Source organism: Cryobacterium adonitolivorans (assembly GCF_004402695.1).
GTDB lineage: Bacteria > Actinomycetota > Actinomycetes > Actinomycetales > Microbacteriaceae > Cryobacterium > Cryobacterium adonitolivorans.
In genome coordinates this window covers 243903-260540 of sequence record NZ_SOFL01000008.1, presented here as the reverse complement: position 1 = coordinate 260540, position 16638 = coordinate 243903, and the positions used below count along the sequence as shown (strand labels likewise).

The 16638-nt window shown below is 68.6% G+C and carries 13 protein-coding genes and 1 pseudogene; 11 read left to right on the top strand and 3 right to left on the bottom strand.

What is annotated here, in order from left to right; translation table 11 throughout:
* The first annotated feature begins 67 nt into the window (after positions 1-67).
* A complete protein-coding gene (locus E3O42_RS03565; RefSeq protein ID WP_134452534.1) occupies positions 68-1081 on the top strand; it encodes a LacI family DNA-binding transcriptional regulator in 1014 nt (337 codons plus the stop codon).
* Here E3O42_RS03565 and E3O42_RS03560 read toward each other — a convergent pair.
* Positions 1053-2396 carry a glycoside hydrolase family 27 protein gene (locus E3O42_RS03560; RefSeq protein ID WP_241984604.1) on the bottom strand — a complete coding sequence of 448 codons (1344 nt, stop codon included), beginning with the start codon at positions 2394-2396 and terminating at the stop codon, positions 1053-1055. The two genes, E3O42_RS03565 and E3O42_RS03560, sit on opposite strands and share 29 nt — an antisense overlap.
* A gap of 214 nt (positions 2397-2610) precedes the next feature.
* Between E3O42_RS03560 and E3O42_RS03555 the strand changes: the two genes are divergently transcribed.
* The 8 genes from E3O42_RS03555 (at position 2611) to E3O42_RS03520 (ending at position 12647) form a co-directional block, all read left to right on the top strand.
* The gene (locus tag E3O42_RS03555) at positions 2611-3942 is read left to right on the top strand and encodes an ABC transporter substrate-binding protein (protein ID WP_134452533.1); all 1332 of its coding nucleotides are present in this window, start codon (positions 2611-2613) and stop codon (positions 3940-3942) included.
* Positions 3943-4044: 102 nt separating this feature from the next.
* A complete protein-coding gene (locus tag E3O42_RS03550; protein WP_134452532.1) occupies positions 4045-4959 on the top strand; it encodes a carbohydrate ABC transporter permease in 915 nt (304 codons plus the stop codon).
* Between the two features lie 7 nt (positions 4960-4966).
* Complete coding sequence (locus tag E3O42_RS03545) at positions 4967-5929, top strand: carbohydrate ABC transporter permease (protein ID WP_134452531.1); 963 nt, start codon at positions 4967-4969, stop codon at positions 5927-5929.
* A gap of 2 nt (positions 5930-5931) precedes the next feature.
* On the top strand, positions 5932-7404 hold the full coding sequence (locus E3O42_RS03540; protein ID WP_134452530.1) for an arabinan endo-1,5-alpha-L-arabinosidase: 1473 nt from the start codon (positions 5932-5934) through the stop codon (positions 7402-7404).
* Position 7405: 1 nt separating this feature from the next.
* Positions 7406-8110 (top strand): DUF624 domain-containing protein, encoded by a 705-nt coding sequence (locus tag E3O42_RS03535; RefSeq protein ID WP_134452529.1) that lies wholly within the window; start codon positions 7406-7408, stop codon positions 8108-8110.
* A gap of 80 nt (positions 8111-8190) precedes the next feature.
* Positions 8191-9696 (top strand): arabinosylfuranosidase ArfA, encoded by a 1506-nt coding sequence (gene arfA, locus E3O42_RS03530; protein ID WP_134452528.1) that lies wholly within the window; start codon positions 8191-8193, stop codon positions 9694-9696.
* 56 nt (positions 9697-9752) lie between these two features.
* Complete coding sequence (locus tag E3O42_RS03525; protein WP_241984603.1) at positions 9753-10700, top strand: arabinan endo-1,5-alpha-L-arabinosidase; 948 nt, start codon at positions 9753-9755, stop codon at positions 10698-10700.
* A 42-nt stretch (positions 10701-10742) separates the two neighbouring features.
* The gene (locus E3O42_RS03520; protein WP_134452526.1) at positions 10743-12647 is read left to right on the top strand and encodes a glycoside hydrolase family 127 protein; all 1905 of its coding nucleotides are present in this window, start codon (positions 10743-10745) and stop codon (positions 12645-12647) included.
* 65 nt (positions 12648-12712) lie between these two features.
* Here E3O42_RS03520 and xylB read toward each other — a convergent pair whose 3' ends face one another.
* Together xylB and E3O42_RS03510 are read right to left on the bottom strand one after the other, a co-directional pair.
* Positions 12713-14128, bottom strand: a complete 1416-nt coding sequence (xylB, locus tag E3O42_RS03515; protein ID WP_134452525.1) for a xylulokinase — start codon at positions 14126-14128, stop codon at positions 12713-12715.
* A gap of 223 nt (positions 14129-14351) precedes the next feature.
* Positions 14352-15500, bottom strand: coding sequence for a glycerate kinase (locus E3O42_RS03510; RefSeq protein ID WP_134452524.1), 1149 nt, complete (start codon positions 15498-15500; stop codon positions 14352-14354).
* A 243-nt stretch (positions 15501-15743) separates the two neighbouring features.
* Between E3O42_RS03510 and E3O42_RS19015 the strand changes: the two are divergent.
* Both E3O42_RS19015 and E3O42_RS03500 read left to right on the top strand, forming a co-directional pair.
* Positions 15744-15956: pseudogene (locus E3O42_RS19015) on the top strand (hypothetical protein); the annotation flags it as partial.
* Positions 15957-15976: 20 nt separating this feature from the next.
* A complete protein-coding gene (locus tag E3O42_RS03500; protein ID WP_134452522.1) occupies positions 15977-16630 on the top strand; it encodes an aldo/keto reductase in 654 nt (217 codons plus the stop codon).
* Positions 16631-16638 lie beyond the last annotated feature (8 nt).

Here is a 16638-nt window from a genome sequence, read left to right as displayed (position 1 = left end):
GCCGCCCGGAACCGCGACCGCGACCGGGCGCGCGGACTGTTCGCGGCAACGACCGACGGGGAGCGAAATGGCAGCAACACTGCGCGATGTGGCGGCGCTCGCCGGGGTGTCGATCAAGACCGTCTCCAACGTCGTCCACGACTTCCAGCACATCCGGCCCGCGACCAGGGAACGGGTGCGCGCGGCCATCGACGAGCTCGGCTACAAGCCCAACATCTCGGCGCGCAGCCTGCGCTCCGGGCGCACCGGCGTGATCGGCCTGGCCCTGCCGGAGCTCAGCCTCAGTTATTTCGCCGAGCTGGCAGACGCGATCATCCAGGCCGCAGAGCGCCGCCACCTCGTCGTGCTGCTGGAGCAGACCGGCGGCGGCGACCGCGACCGCGAGATCGCCATGCTCTCGAGTCCGCGGCTGCAGCTCACCGACGGCCTCATCTTCAGCCCGCTGGGCCTGAGCACCGAGGATGCCGCCCTGCTCAACGTGGGCTACCCGATGGTGCTGCTCGGCGAGCGGGTCTTCGGCGGACCCGTGGACCACGTCACCATGCACAACGTGGAGGCCTCGAAGGCCGCGACCCTGCACCTGATCAGCCGGGGCCGCCGCCGCATCGCCATCATCGGCGCGCACGAGGGCGAGGTAGTGGGCTCCGCCGTGCTGCGCGTGCAGGGCTACCGCGAGGCCCTCGCCGAGGCCGGCATCCCGTTCGACCCCGCCCTGATCTGCAACGTGGGCCGGTGGCACCGGGTGGACGGCGCCGAGGCGATGCGCGCGCTGATCGACACCGGGGTGAGTTTCGACGCGGTCTTCGGGCTCAACGACACCCTGGCGCTCGGCGCCATGCGGGTGGCCCAGGTGGCCGGTCTGCGGGTACCGGAGGACGTGATGTTCATCGGCTTCGACGCCCTCGACGAGACCAAGTACTCGCTTCCGACCCTGTCGACCATCGACCCCGGCCGCGACGAGATCGCCGACACTGCAGTGCGCCTGCTCGTGCAGCGCATCGAGGAGGGTGTGACCCCGCCGTTGCCCGAGGTGTACCTGGCCGACTACACCGTCATCGACCGGGAGTCGACGGCGGGCTGAACTGCATGAGGCGGCAGCCGTGGGCCGGCACGCGCAGGGTGAGGCCGCCGTCCGCCACCGTGACCTGACCGCCGTCCCACAGGTCGGTGGCAGTGGCCGCCCGGTCCGGTGCGCCCAGCGCCGACAGCGGCAGGTGGATGTCTCTGGCGGTGTTCCCGGTGTTGAACACGGCAACGTGGAGCGCAGCGGGCTCATCGACTTCGGCCCCGGCCACCGAACTCCACACCACGGTGTCGTCATCCCGCCAGAGCTCGCGCTGGCCGTGCGAGTCGCGGTGCATGCGCAGCACCGCCGGATTGGTGAGCAGGGCCAGGGTCTCCGGCGGGGTGGACGGCAGGTCGCCGCCGAACATCAACGGGGACCGGGCCACGCACCACAACGTGAGCATGGTGCGTTGTTCGTCCGGCGTGAGCCGGCTCATCCGGTCTTCGCCGCGTTCGGCCCGGATGCCGATGCGTCCCAGCGGCAGCATGTCGGAGCCGGCCCAGGCGCCGGGTCGCTGGTGCGGAGCCCAGCGGGCGAGCCGGCCGAACTGGCCCATGATGTCCTCCCACCGGTCCCAGAGGTCGTCGGACACGCGCCACAGGACGGCATGGCCGGCGAGGTGGTCGCGGTGGGCGAGGGAGAGATCGGTGCCGGGGGAGAGGCTGAGGGTGATCGGTCGCCCCGAGCGGGCGATGGCCAGGGCGTAGGCCTCAATTTCACGCGAGTGGTACGGCGCGAGCATGTCGTCGGCCTTGATGAAGTCCACACCCCAGGCAGCGAACTGGGCCACCTGGGCGTCGTAGTAGGCCTGCGCGCCGGGGTGAGCGTGGTTCAGACCCACATTGTCGGGATTCCAGCTGCAGGACGAGGCCGGATCGGCGATGTCGGCGGCGGTCACCCCGGGAAGCTCGAAGACGGGCAGGGCCCGCTCGACCGCGGTGCGTGGGATCCCGCGCATGATGTGCAGCCCGAAGCGCAGGCCGAGAGCGTGCACCCTGTCCGCGAGCGGAGCAAAGCCGCCGCCGTCCGCCGCCGACGGGAACCGGTTGGTTGCCGGCAGCTGGCGGCCCCAGGCATCCATGTCGATGCCGGGCTTTTCGTTGTAGCCGCCGGCGCGGGCGGCTGGGTCGTACCAGGCGATGTCGACCACGATGGTGTCCCAGCCGAAGTGCAGCAGGTGGTCCGCCATGAACTCGGCATTGGCCAGCACCTCGGCCTCTGTGACGGTGGTGCCGTAACAATCCCAGGAGTTCCAGCCCATCGGGGGACGGTCGTCGCGTGGGCTGGCGTCGTGGTTCGTGGTCAGGTCAGCGTTGAATTCGAGGGACATCGAGAGGCTCCGGTTCGGTGGGCGGCCCGGCTACAGCGGGCAACGGGACGGTAACGTCTATTGCAACGTTGGAATTTTTTCCTGGAATTCGTTGCGATTGCTTCGAGCCTGACATACTGTTACAACGTTGTAAAACGTTTTGGACAATGGATGTCCGTCCCGTCGGGCCGTGGCATCACACTCACAGCACAGCCAATCGGGAAGGAACTACGTGATGAAGAAGTCACGTCTTATCGCCGCTTCCGTAGCAATGATCGCTACGACCGGCCTCTTGCTCAGCGGATGCTCGGCAGGAGCAGCAGACACCGGTGAGAAGCAGCTCACATTCATGTTCCGCGGCGGCGAAGACGAGAAGGCCGCGTACACGACGGCCATCAAGGCATTCGAAGAAGCCAACGACGTCAAGGTCAAGATCATCAGCACCACCGCCGATGACTACTCGACCAAGCTCAAGGCGGCCATCGCCGGCAAGCAGATCCCCGATGTGTTCTACATCGCCCAGGGCGACATCCAGGCCTATGTGAACAACGGCGTCGTCCTCGACATCACCGAGTACGTCGAAGGCTCGGACACCCTTGACCTCGACAACATCTGGGAATACGGCGTGGACAGCTACCGCTTCGACGGCAGCCTGGTCGGCGAGGGTGCCATCTACGCGCTCCCCAAGGACGTCGGACCGTTCTCCTTCGGCTACAACAAGAGTATGTTCGAGGCCGCCGGCATCCCGCTGCCCGACGTGGACGTGCCCCTGACCCTCGAAGAATTCGTGGACATCTCCAAGCAGCTCACCAAGGACCTCAACGGCGACGGCGAGCTGGACCAGTGGGGCACCGGCCTCAACGTGCAGTGGAGCCTGCAGTCGTTCGCCTGGTCCAACGGTGCCGACTTCCTCAACGAGGACCGCACCAAGGTCACCGTCGACACCCCGGAGTTCGCTGAGGCACTGCAGTGGTTCGCCGACCTGTCCAACGTCGAGGGCGTCACCCCCTCTACCGCGCAGGCGCAGACCCTCGACACCTACCAGCGTTGGATGAGCGGCCAGATCGCGTTCTTCCCGGTGGGCCCGTGGGATGTCTCCACGTACGCCGAGCTCGACTTCGACTGGGACCTGATTCCCTACCCGGCCGGCAAGACCGGGGAGTCCGCCACCTGGGTCGGCTCGCTCGGCATCGCCGTCGGCAGCACCACCGAGGACCCTGAGCTGTCCGCCAAGCTCGTCGAATACCTGTCGGCCGACGTGACGGCGCAGCAGACCCTGGTCGACGCCGGTGTGCAGATCCCGAACCTCAAGGACATGGCCGACACCTGGGTGGCCGACTCGACCTCCAAGCCGGCCAACAAGCAGGAGTTCCTGGACATCGTCAACGGCTACGGTCGGGCGCTGCCCGCGAACAACACCTACAACGCCGAGTGGTACGACGAGCTGTTCACCAACATCCAGCCGGTGCTCGACGGCAAGCAGACCGCCGCGGACTACCTCAAGGAGGCGCAGCCCAAGATGCAGGCCTTCCTGGACGACGCCAACGCCCAGGCCGGTATCGGCTAACAACCGCCCCGGATGCCGCGGCCGCGCACGACGCGTGGCCGCGGATCCGCCCCCGGCTCCGGCCGGCCCCTGCCCACGGAATCAAGTCAAGGAAGATCGCTGATGTCCACCACAGTTCTTCGCTCCAAGCCGCGCCGCTCACGACTGCATCGGCGCGAGCACCAGGTTGCCCTCGCGTTCATCGCGATCCCCCTGATCGGCTTCCTGCTTTTCACGCTCTACCCGCTGCTCTACTCCGTCTACGCCTCGTTCACGAGCTGGAACGGCCTGGCCGCTCCGAAGTTCAACGGCATCGACAACTACATCAAGATGTGGAACGACCCTTACTTCCTCAAGGCCATGTGGAACACCTTCTACATGATGATCGGCATCCCGATCGGCCTCGTGCTCTCGATGGCGCTGGCCCTCGGGCTCAACCGCAAGATGCGCGGCACCACGTTTTTCCGCACCGTTTACTACGTCCCGGTGATCTCCTCGATCGCCGCGATCGCCATCCTCTGGCAGTGGGCGTACAACGGTGACTTCGGCCTGGTCAACCAGGTTCTGGACATCTTCGGCATCCAGGGTCCGAACTGGCTGGCCGACAAGGACACCGTCAAGCCCGCCCTGATCATCATGGCCACCTGGAAGGGCCTGGGCTACTCCATGCTGCTCTACCTGGCCGCGCTGCAATCGGTGCCGCGCTACCTCTACGAAGCCGCGTCGCTCGATGGCGCCGGCACCTGGCAGCAGTTCCGCAACATCACCCTGCCCATGGTGCGCCCGGTCACCTTCTTCCTCGTCGTGACGAGCATCATCGGTGGATCGCAGATCTTCATCGAGATCAACATCATGACCCCGCTCGGTGGCCCGGAGTTCAGCTCGGCGTCCATCGTCTGGTACATCTGGCGCCAGGCCTTCAACAACCTGCACATGGGGTACGCGTCGGCGATGTCGATCGTGCTCGGACTGATCATCTTCGTGATCACCGTCATCCAATTCCGGCTCAACCGCCGCAACCAGTTCTCGATCGACTGAGGCCGCCATGAGTACATCAACGTCCCTTCCCGGCCCGGTCGCCGCCGCCGCTCCGCTGCTCGACCCGCAGGCCGGGCTGCCCGGCCGCACCCCGCTGCGCTCCGGCCGCCGCAGCACGCCCTCCGGTGTGTCGCGTTCCACCAGGTACACCATCGGCAACGTGCTTGTCACGGTGATCCTCTCGCTCGGCGCGATCGTGATGCTCGGCCCGTTGCTCTGGACCTTCTCCACCTCGCTGAAGACCCACGACGCCATCTTCGCGCTGCCGCCGCAGTGGATCCCCGACCCGGTGATGTGGGAGAACTACGTCAGGGTCTGGTCGGCAGGGCCGCTGCTCAGCGGCATCCGGAACAGCCTGATTGTGGCCGGCACCGTCACCGTGATCGGCTCACTGACCTCCTCGGTCGCCGCGTTCGCCTTCGCGAAAATGCGGATGCCGTTCAAGAACGCCGCGTTCCTCATGCTGTTGGCCGGACTGATGATCCCGTTCCCGACCATCATGATCCCGCAGTTCATGGTCTTCGCCGAGATCGGCTGGGTCGACACCCTGCTGCCGCTGATCGTGCCCGGACTTTTCGGCAACATCATCATGATCTTCTTCCTCAAGCAATACCTCGAGAACGTGCCGGACTCCATCATCGAGGCGGCCAAACTCGACGGCGCCTCCTACCTGCAGATCTTCACCCGGCTGATCTTCCCGGCCATCCGCCCCGCCATGGCCGCCCAGTTCATCCTGTGGTTCATGGCCGTGTGGAACGACTACCTGGCCCCGATCATCTACCTGAACACGCCGGAGAAGCAGACCCTGCAGCTCGTGATCGCGAGCTTCAACGCCCAGTACGCCAGCCAGACCGACTACCCGCTGATTATGGCGGCGTCCTTCATTGCGCTACTGCCGGTGCTGATCGTGTTCATCATCTTCCAGCGCCAGATCATCGAATCCGTCGCCCTCACCGGCGGGAAGGGCTGACCATGACCGTTCTCAATCAGACCCTGCCCGGCGAAACGCTGCCCGGCGAGGCGTTGCGCAGCCTGGCCCCGGCGCCCGCCGGCGACCCGGCCGCCTGGGGCTCCCGCAACGCCCACGACCCCACCGTCGTGCGCGACACCGACGGCACCTGGTACATGTTCTCCACGGATGCCGCCGCCGGCGCCGGCTCGGTGCAGGCCGGCGTGCACGTGCGCCGGTCCGACGACCTCGTGCGCTGGACCTTCGCGGGCACCGCTCTGGACGGCGTGCCCGGCGCCGCTTTCGAGTGGAGCCAGGCGCCCGGACTCTGGGCCCCGGAGGTCGTGCGTTGGCCGGCTCCCGGCGCCGCGGACGACGACGGCGACACCGGTGCTGTGCAGTGGCACATGTACTACTCGGCGTCCACCTTCGGTTCGAGCACGTCGGCAATCGGCCTGGCCGTGGCGAGCCGACTGGCCGGGCCGTGGGAGGACCGCGGCATCGTCGTGGCCACCCGGGCCGGGACCGACAGCCAGAACGCGATTGACGCGGCCGTCACGGTCGACCGGTCCGGTATCCCGTGGCTGACCTACGGGTCGTTCTTCTCCGGCATCTACACGCTGCCGCTGAACCCTGAGACCGGCGGGCCACAAACTCCGGGGGATCTCGGCACCCTCATCGCCCGCCGTCCGGTGTCGGTGGACCGGGCGATCGAAGGCGCCTTCATCGTCTACCGCCGCGAAGAGGACCGCTACCTGCTGTTCTGCTCCTACGACTCGCTCTTCGACAGCTACAACGTGCGCGTGGCCGTGGCCGAGGAGATCACCGGCCCGTACACCGACGTGCTCGGCCACTCGATGACCGACCTCGACAGCGCTCTTGAACCGTGCGCTGCGGCACTGATCGGCACCAAGGTGCTCGGCAGCCACCGGTTCGGCGATGACACCGGCTGGCTCGCCCCTGGGCACAACTCGATCCTGATCGAACCGGGCCTTGCCGGCTCGATTGCCGACGAGTACTTCATGGTGCACCACGTGCGGTTCGCCGATGACCCCACCCAGCACGTCGTGCAGCTGCGACGCACCTTCTTCACAGAGGCCGGCTGGCCCGTCGTCTCGCCGCAGCCGTTCGCCGGCGCCGACCCTGAGCGTCTGGCCGTACCGGTGAGCCTGGCCGGCCCCTGGCGCGCGGTGCGCCTGGCCCCGGAATCGAGCGCGCTGGTGAACGCCGACACCGTCACCGTCACCATGGCGCCCACGGTGCTGGTCCCCACCGGGCCGGACACCGCGGATGCGCCCGAGCGACTCTTCGACGGCAGAACCGAACTCGTGCGGCTCGTGGTCGGCGGCACCGACACCGTCGGGGGCGCTGCGTCCGGTACCGAGCTCGACGCCGTGGTCTTCACCAGCTGGGACTGGGCGAACGCCCGGCCCGCCCTCTCGTTCAGCGGCCTCGCCGCCGACGGGGTGGCCTGGTTCGGTACGAGAGGAGCCTGAGATGGACGACTACGCCATCGGCTGGGCCGGGAAGGTGATGCACTGGCTACGATTCGCCATCGCGCTCGTGCTGATCAACCTGCTCTTCGTCGCTGGCACCGTCGCCGGCCTGATCGTGCTGGGCGTGTTCCCGGCGGCCACCGCCGCGGCGATCCTACTCGGACGGCTGCGCGCCGGCCAACCCAACGACAGGCTGGTGCGGGACTTCATCACCGCCTACGGAGCCCAGTTCTGGCACCTCGCGGTCGTCGCAATCCCGTTCCAGCTCGCCGCGATGCTGGTGTTCCTCGACCTGGTGGCCCTCCAGACCACGGCGGTCGCCGGCAGTCCGGTGAGCGCCGTGCTGCTCGTGCTACTTGTGGTCGTCTCCGTCGCCACCCTGCTCGCGGCGTCCTCGGCGATCACGATTTGCACCCGCTACCGCGACTCCGCCCGGTCGATCTGGCGGTACGCGTTCGTGCTGCCGTTCGTGTCCCCGCTGATGAGCCTGTCGCTGATCCTGGGCCTCGGTGCGCTCATGCTCGCCCTGTTCCAGTTCGGGGTGCTGATGCCGCTGATCGGGGCCTCCGCGCCGTTGTTCGTGGCTGGCTGGCTCATCGACCATCGCCTCGCCGCACTCGACGCCACGCACCCCGCACACGGTGCGGTGCGGAACGAAGACGGAGCCCTGCCACTCGCACCCGGCCGGCGCGCGTTGCCAGCCTGAACCGCCCACCCTCAGCTTCTTCCCGCTTCACTCGACTTCGCCCCACCTTTTCAACGTTGCACAGATAGGACAGGATCTCCATGACCACCGCACGTATCAGTATCGACCGCACCAATGTGGTCGCCACCATCAACCGGCGCATCTTCGGCTCCTTCGTGGAGCACCTCGGCCGCTGCGTCTATGACGGGATCTACGAGCCCGACCACCCCACCGCCAACGAGGACGGCTTCCGCCTCGACGTGGTCGACCTGGTCAAGGAGCTCGGCTCCACCACCATCCGCTACCCCGGCGGTAACTTCGTGTCCGGCTACAAGTGGGAAGACGGCGTCGGCCCGCGCGATCGGCGCCCCGTGCGCCGCGACCTGGCCTGGCACTCGCTGGAGAGCAACCAGGTGGGCCTGGAGGAGTTCGGTCGCTGGTGCGAACTGACCGGCTCCGAACTGATGATGGCCGTGAACCTGGGCACCCGCGGCATCGAATCGGCGCTCGACCTGCTCGAATACGCCAACGGCGAGGCCGGTACCGCGCTGGCCGATGAGCGCGTCGCCAACGGCAAGACCGAACCGTACGATATCCGCATGTGGTGCCTCGGCAACGAGATGGACGGCCCGTGGCAGGTCGGCCACATGTCCTCCGACGACTACGGCAAGATCGCGGCCCGCACCGCCTCGGCGATGAAGACCGCTGACCCGTCGTTGGAGCTCGTGGTCTGCGGATCCTCCGGCTCGGCGATGCCCACGTTCGGTGAGTGGGAGCGGGTCGTGCTCGAGCACAGCTACGAGTCGGTCGACTACATCTCCTGCCACGCCTACTACCAGGAGCGGGGCGGCGACCTGGCTTCCTACCTCGCGTCGTCGCTGGAGATGAAGTACTTCATCGAGACCGTCGTGGCCACGGCCGACCACGTCAAGCACAAGCTGCGCAGCCAGAAGACCATCCAGCTCTCCTTCGACGAGTGGAACATCTGGTACCTCGACGAGCACCGCGACTCCGAAGAGGTCAACGACGAGTGGCGTTTCGCTCCGCGTCAGCTCGAGGACGTCTACTCGGTGGCCGACGCCGTCGTGCTCGGCAATTTGCTGATCACCCTGCTGCAGAACCACGACAGAGTGGGCTCGGCGTCGCTGGCCCAGCTAGTGAACGTGATCGCCCCGATCATGACCGAACCGGGCGGAGCTTCCTGGCGCCAGAGCACGTTCTTCCCGTTCTCGGTGACCTCCAGGCTCGCCCGTGGTGAGGTGCTCACGCCCCGCATCGACGTCGGCACCTACGACACCACCCTGTACGGTGCCGCCCCGCTGGTGGACTCGGTCGCGACCGTGGATGCCGAGACCGGCACGAGCGCGGTGTTCCTGGTGAACCGCAGCCAGACGGAATCGATCGAGGTAGCCATCGACGTGTCCGGGCTCGGCGCATCCGTCATCACGGAGGCCGTCACCCTGCACGACGCCGACCCGTACGCGAAGAACTCGCTGGCCGACCAGAACCGGGTAGGCCTGAAGGACCTCGTCGGTTCGGTCCTCGCCGACGGCACGCTCACGGTGACCCTGCCGCCCGTCTCATGGTCGGCGATCGCGCTCGGTTAGGACGAACGGGTCGGGCGGGCACGCCCGCGGGCCTGCTCGTCCTGACCCTGGCGGCGGTGCTCCTGTTCGTGCTGAGCGGTTGCTCGGCCGAGCAGGGGGCCCGCGAGCTCAGCGGTGACATTGCCACCCACGACCCGGCCTACGTGACCGGGGCCGATGGGGAACCGTCCTATATCTACTCCACCGGAAACGGGCAGGTTGCGGACGGCAACATCCAGATCCGCCGCTCCGTCGACGGGCTGGACTGGGAATACGTCGGTGAGGTCTGGCAGGAGAAGCCGGCCTGGCTGGTGGAGGCGGTGCCCGCGGTGGACAACCTATGGGCCCCGGAGCTGTACCAGCACGAGGGTACCTGGTACCTCTACTACTCGGCATCGCTGTTCGGCACGAACACCTCGGTGATCGCGCTGGCGACCAACAGCACCCTCGATCCGGATGCGGCCGACTACGAGTGGGTCGACCGGGGCAAGGTGATCAGCTCCGCGGGCACCGGCTACAACGCGATCGACCCCGGGGTGGTCGAGGATACCGACGGGACGCCCTGGCTGAGCTTCGGCTCGTTCTCGGCCGGACTCCAGCTCGTCGAACTCGAGTGGCCGAGCGGGCTGCGCGCCGACGCCGCCGACCCCGTGCTGATCGCGGACCGCGACCTGGCCGTGAACGCGCTCGAGGCTCCGTTCCTGCTCGCGCACGATGGCTTCTACTACCTGTTCTTCTCGCGGGACTTCTGCTGCCGCGGCGTGGACAGCACCTACAACATCGCCGTCGGGCGCTCGGACACCGTGGACGGGCCGTACCTGGACGCCAACGGCGCCGCGCTGCTGGACGACGGCGGCACCCCGCTGCTCTCCAGCGATGGGGACCGGGTCGGCCCCGGCGGCCAGTCGGTGTCCGGCGGCACCCTCGCCTTCCACTACTACGACGAGAGCCTGGACGGCGCCTTCCAGCTCGGCCTCATCCCGCTGCGCTGGGACGACGGCTGGCCGGTCGTGGCCTGGGAATAGCCGCACCGCCGTTCGCTTTCGCCACTACTCACAGGAGTTCACATGCCCATCCATGGACCCGTCAGCCCGCTCGCGGGGGAGCACAGCGCCCTCCGCCCGCTACCCCTCGACGCGGTGAACCTCACCGGAGCCGGTCAGCTCGCCAGCTGGCAGCGGGTGAACCGGGACGCCACTCTGGCGCACTGTGTCGAGCAGCTCGAGGTGTCGGGGGCGCTGGCCAACCTGCGGATCGCGGCCGGCCTGGAGAGCGGGGTCTTCCGCGGCTTCGTCTTCGCGGACTCTGACGTGTACAAGGTGCTGGAGGCCATCGGCTGGGAGTCCGGGCGTGCCGGGGGTGGGGCGGACACCTTCGCCGGGTTCGTCGACGACACCGTGGCGCTGCTGCAGGCCGCGCAGCAGGACGACGGCTACCTGGACTCGTTCTTCCAGGTGGCCAAGCCCGACGAACAGTTCGCCGACCTGCGCTGGGGCCACGAGCTGTACTGCCTCGGGCACCTGCTGCAGGCCGGGGTGGCGTGGCAGCGCACCCGCGGGCGCACCGACCTGCTCGAGGTGGGGCTGCGGTTCGCCGCACTGGTCGAGCGGCACTTCGGCGCCGGCGGGGTGGACGCGGTTTGCGGTCACCCGGAAATCGAGACCGCCCTCGTCGAGGTGTACCGGGTGACCGGGCAGCGACGCTGGCTCGAACTCGCCCAGCGCTTCATCGACCTGCGCGGCCACCGGACTGTGGGCGAGGACCGGTTCGGCTACACGTACTTCCAAGACCACGAACCCATACGAACCGTGCCCGGGGCTACCGGGCACTCGGTGCGCCAGCTGTACCTGGCCGCCGGCGTAGCCGACGTCTACACGGAAAACGGCGGCCCCGAACTGCTCGCCGCCCTCGAACGCATCTGGTCAGACGTACACCAGAGCAAGATGTACGTCACAGGCGGGCTCGGCTCCCGGCACCGCGACGAGGCCTTCGGGGACCCGTTCGAGCTGCCGCCGGACCGGGCATACTCCGAAACCTGCGCCGCGATCTCCAGCGTGCAGTTCAACTGGCGGATGCTGCTTCTCACCGGCGAGGGCCGGTTCGCCGACGAGATCGAACGCGCGCTGTACAACGCCGTCGCCGGGTCGACCACGAGGGACGGCACCGCGTTCTTCTACTCCAACCCGTTGCAAGTGCGCACCCACCGGGACGGCGCTCACGAACAGGCCCCGACCCGCCGGGTGGGCTGGTACGACTGCGCCTGCTGCCCGCCCAACCTGGCCCGACTGGTCTCGTCGATGCAGCACTACGCGGCGACGACTGCGAATGGATCCCTACAGCTGCACCTCTACGAGACCGGCACCATCGACCTCGGCGAGGTCGGCGGCGCAGCCGTCGTCGCCCGGATCAGCACCGGGTACCCGGTAGACGGCGTCGTGGCGATCGAGTTCGACGCGCCGTTCACCGGCGGCGAGGTGGCCCTGCGGGTGCCCGGCTGGGCTGAGTCCTGGCTGCTCACCGTGAACGGGGTGGCGGCGGACGCCCCGGTGACCAGCGGCTACCTGCGGGTGGCGGGGGCGGACATCCGCTCTATCGAACTGGTTCTCGACCTGCCCGTGCGGCTGCGGAGGGCGCACCCCCAGGTGGATGCGGTGCGCGGCTGCGTCGTGGTGACTCGCGGGCCGCTGGTCTACGCACTGGAACAGGCCGACCTGCCCGAGTCCCTGGTTCTCGAAGACTTCATCATCGATGCCGCGGCCGGTGCCAAACTGGGCCCGATCGATGCGGAGCTGGGGGTGCCGTTGGTCCGGATCACCGGGGCGCGGCGGGTGCCGGACTCGGGAGAGCTCTACCCGGTGGCCGGGCAGGTGTGGCCGGCCCGCGGCGACGCCGTCACCGTCACCGCGGTGCCGTACTACCGGTGGGGTAACCGCGCGCCAGGGGGAATGCGCGTCTGGATTCCCACCAGCTAGCCTCGGCGTTCAGAGGCCCGTCGCACGCTCGCGGCGCAGGTTCTTACTGATGGCGCAGCCCGCGCTCAGGCGCGGTGCGCGGCGTACTGGGCGCGGATGACGGGGCGGAAGTCCGGGGTGGGGTGCGCCTCGACGGCCACCGCCCAGGCCGGGCGGGTGCCCGTGAGCGACCAGGCCGCCTGGGCGGCACCGCCATCGGCCACATACTCGCCCGGGGTGGGCACAGCCACCGGTGCATCGAAAACCTGGGCGGCGATGAACTGCACCGCCGGGTTCTGAGCCGCTCCGCCGATCAGCAGGATGCGTTCGACGCTGACTCCCTGCGCCCGCACGGCGTCCAAACCGTCGGCGAGTCCGCAGAGCAGCCCCTCGATGGCGGCCCTGGCCAGGTTCGACCGGGTGGTCGAGGCGAGGGTCATCCCAAAGAGGGATGCCGTGGCGTCGGGCAGGTTGGGTGTGCGCTCGCCCTCGAAGTACGGCTGCAACACCAGGCCCTGGGCGCCGGGCTCGGCCTCCAGCGCGAGCCGGCCCAGTTCGTTGTGGTCGACGCCGAGCAGGCCGGCGATCGAGTCCAGGATGCGGGCGGCGTTGAGGGTGGCGATCAGCGGCAGGTGCAGCCCGCTGGCGTCGGCGAACCCGGCGACGGCGCCGGAGGCATCCTCGCTGGGCACCGCGGTGACGGCGAAGACCGTGCCGCTGGTGCCGATCGACACGATCACGTCGCCGGCCGCGGCTCCCAGGCCCATGGCGGCGCCGGCGTTGTCGCCGGCGCCCACTCCCACGATGAGACCGGCGGGAACGCCGGGCAGGGCCACGGTGGTGCCGGCGGTGTCGCCGGGGCCGAGCACCCGGGGGAGCACGGCGTCGTGACCGAGCCCGCGCACGAGCAGCTCACGGTCGTATTCATCGTGGGCGGCAGAGAAGTAGCCGGTGCCGCTGGCATCCGAGCGATCGGTGGTCAGTGCGGTCAGGTCCGGACCGAGCTCGCTCTCGCCGGCCGGACCGTAGCCGCGCAGCCGCCAGCTGAGCCAGTCGTGCGGGAGGGCGACGGCGGCGACCCTGGTGGCGTTGGCCGGTTCGGCATCCCGCAGCCAGCGCAGCTTGGTGACGGTGAACGAGGCCACCGGCACCAGGCCGGCGCGGCGGGCGTACTCCGCGGCGCCGACCTCGTTGGTCAGGTCGGCGGCGGCCTGTGCGCTGCGGGTGTCGTTCCAGAGCAGGGCCGGGCGGATGACGCGGCCGTCTTCATCGAGCACCACCATGCCGTGCTGCTGCGCGGCCACCGACACGGCGGCAACGTCGTCGAGCCCGCCGGCGGCCTGGATCGCGGCCAGGAGGGCATCCCACCAGGCGGCCGGATCGACTTCGGTGCCCGCGGGGTGACCGGCCTTGCCGGAGCGAACGAACGCCCCGGTGTCGGCATCCCGCACAACAACCTTGCAACTCTGTGTCGACGAGTCGACTCCGGCAACCAGCGCCATGACGCCCTCCAAACCTTAAAAATCCGCGGTGGTGGGCATAACTCCGGCAATTGTCGACCCGGTCCGAGGTCGGCCCCGAACTTCCGGGGCTGTGTGTGGACGGGCACAAGAATTGCAGGAGTTATGCCACCACCCGCGGGTCGGCGGCATCCTCGCCGGCGGCCCGGGGTGGTTCACACATAAAATGTTCTGGGTATAAACATATTCGGTCCGGCGGGGATGTTCAAACGGTCGCGGGCCCCCGCGGCATCCCGAGCAGCCGGCAGGTGGTGGCTACCGCGCGCTCAAGATTGGCCGCGCCATCGACGAGGGCGCTGGGCAGGTCTGAGACTCCCTGCACGATGGGCACCAGAGCGACGAAGCCGTGGTCGTAGAGCGCCTCCGCGCCGGAACCGATCCGGCCCGCGAAAGCGATGACCGGGACGCCGTGGACCGCTGCGACCTCGGCGACGCCCAGTGGCGTTTTCCCATTGAGGGTCTGGGAATCGATGCTGCCCTCGCCGGTGAAGACGAAATCGGCGCCGGCCATCCGGTCGGCCAGGCGCACGGCATCCATGACGACATCAACACCGCGGCGCATGTAGGCAGGGAAGAAGGCGAGAAAGGCGGCCCCGAGTCCGCCGGCGGCGCCGGCGCCGGGGACAACGGCGACATCCGTGCCGGTCAGGGCGGCGACCACGGCGGCATAAACGCTCAGGGCGGCGTCGAGCCGACGGACCGTGGCGGGATCGGCGCCCTTTTGCGGCCCGAAGACGGCGCTGGCGCCGGTGGCACCCAGCAGCGGATTCGTCACGTCGCTGGCGATCTGGACCGTGGTGCCGGCCAGGCGCGGGTCGAATGCGGCCAGGTCGATCCGGTGCAGCCGCGCCAATGCCGCACCACCGCGAGGAAGGTCCGCACCGGCATCATCCAGGAGGCGGGCGCCGAGGGCCTCGAGCATCCCGGCGCCGCCGTCGTTCGTCACCGAGCCGCCCAGACCCACGATGAAGCGCGTCGCACCGTGGTCCAGTGCGTGGCCGATCAACTCGCCGACGCCGTAGGAGCTGGCGGCCTTCGGGTCCCGGTCCGCGACGGCGACCAAGTCGATCCCGGCCGCGGCAGCGATTTCGATGATCGCGAGGTGCTGCGAGTCGACATAGCCGTACCGGGCCTGAACGGGGCGTCCGAGGGCATCGTGCACCGGGGCGGTGAGGACCACACCGCCCAGGGCGTCGGCGAGGACCTCAGTGGTGCCTTCCCCGCCGTCGGCCATGGGTGCGCCCACGCAGTCGGCGTCGGGAAACACCGACAGCACACCGCGTTTCATGGCGGCGACGGCCTCGGTCGCGGTCATCGATTCCTTGAACGAGTCGGGGGCCAGAACGAATTTCATTGGATCGATCCTCTGTTCTCAGCGACGAAACGGCGGGAAGAGGAGGCACCAGTCCTGGCCCGCCCGACCACAACTGACTCGAGCCAGGGCACCCGCGTGGCGTCGAACGCCCAGTTCTCGCCACGGTACTGCATGCCTGCTGCACGCCCTCCTGTCGAAATCGTTGCACACGTGGGCGATGCTATTGCCCGCGGCGTACCGACGGGCTGGCCGGATGCCGGCGGATCGGATTAGCCTCGCCTCATGGTCTCCCTTGATCCCCGGCCCACTGGCCCGCAGGCGCTTCTGTTTTCTCCCCTCGCCCTCGGCACCTCGGGCTGGTCGCCGCGGAGTGCCGCCGAGAACAGCGCCACGGATGCCCTGGCCGCAGACTTCGCGGCCGGCCGGCTCAGCACGAACGTCATCGACTCCTCCAACATCTACGGCGATTCGCACTCCGAGGAGGTCATCGGCCGGGCGCTGGGCGGCAACGATCCCTGCGGCAGTCGCTTGACCGCCTGGGCCTGGATTCCGTCGACGTCCTGTTTCTGCACGACCCCGAGAACGTCGGCTTCGAGAGCGTCATGCAGCCGGGCGGTGCCGTGGATGCGCTCGTGGCGATGCGGGATCGTGGTGTGGCCCGTTGCATCGGTATCTCCGGCGGACCGGTCGCGATGATGCGTCGCTTTGTTGACACCGACATCTTCGACGTCCTGATCAACCACAACCGCTTCACACTGGTGGACCGCTCGGCGCTGGGCCTGTACCAGGCGGCCAGGGAGCGGGGAATGATCGTCGAGAACGCCGCCCCATTCGGCGCCGGAATCCTCACCGGCGACCCCCGGTTCGCCGGTACCTACGCCTACGGCCCGATCCGGCCGGAGACCCGGGCCGCCGTGGAGGCCGCAACCCTGATCGCGGCCGAGGCCGGCATCCTGCTGGCCGCGCTCGCGTTGCAATTCAGCCTGCGGCATCCGCTCGTGGACACGACCGTGGTGGGCGTGCGCACTCGTGAGCGCTTCGACGAGGCGGTCGCCCACGCCTCGATCGACGTGCCGGACGCGGTCTGGGCCGAACTGGATTCCGTCGCCCCGCCGCCCGGAAGGGGATCGACGCCGCCTGAGCGCCGCTCTTGTTGGGTGCCCTGCTGAGCCGGCTG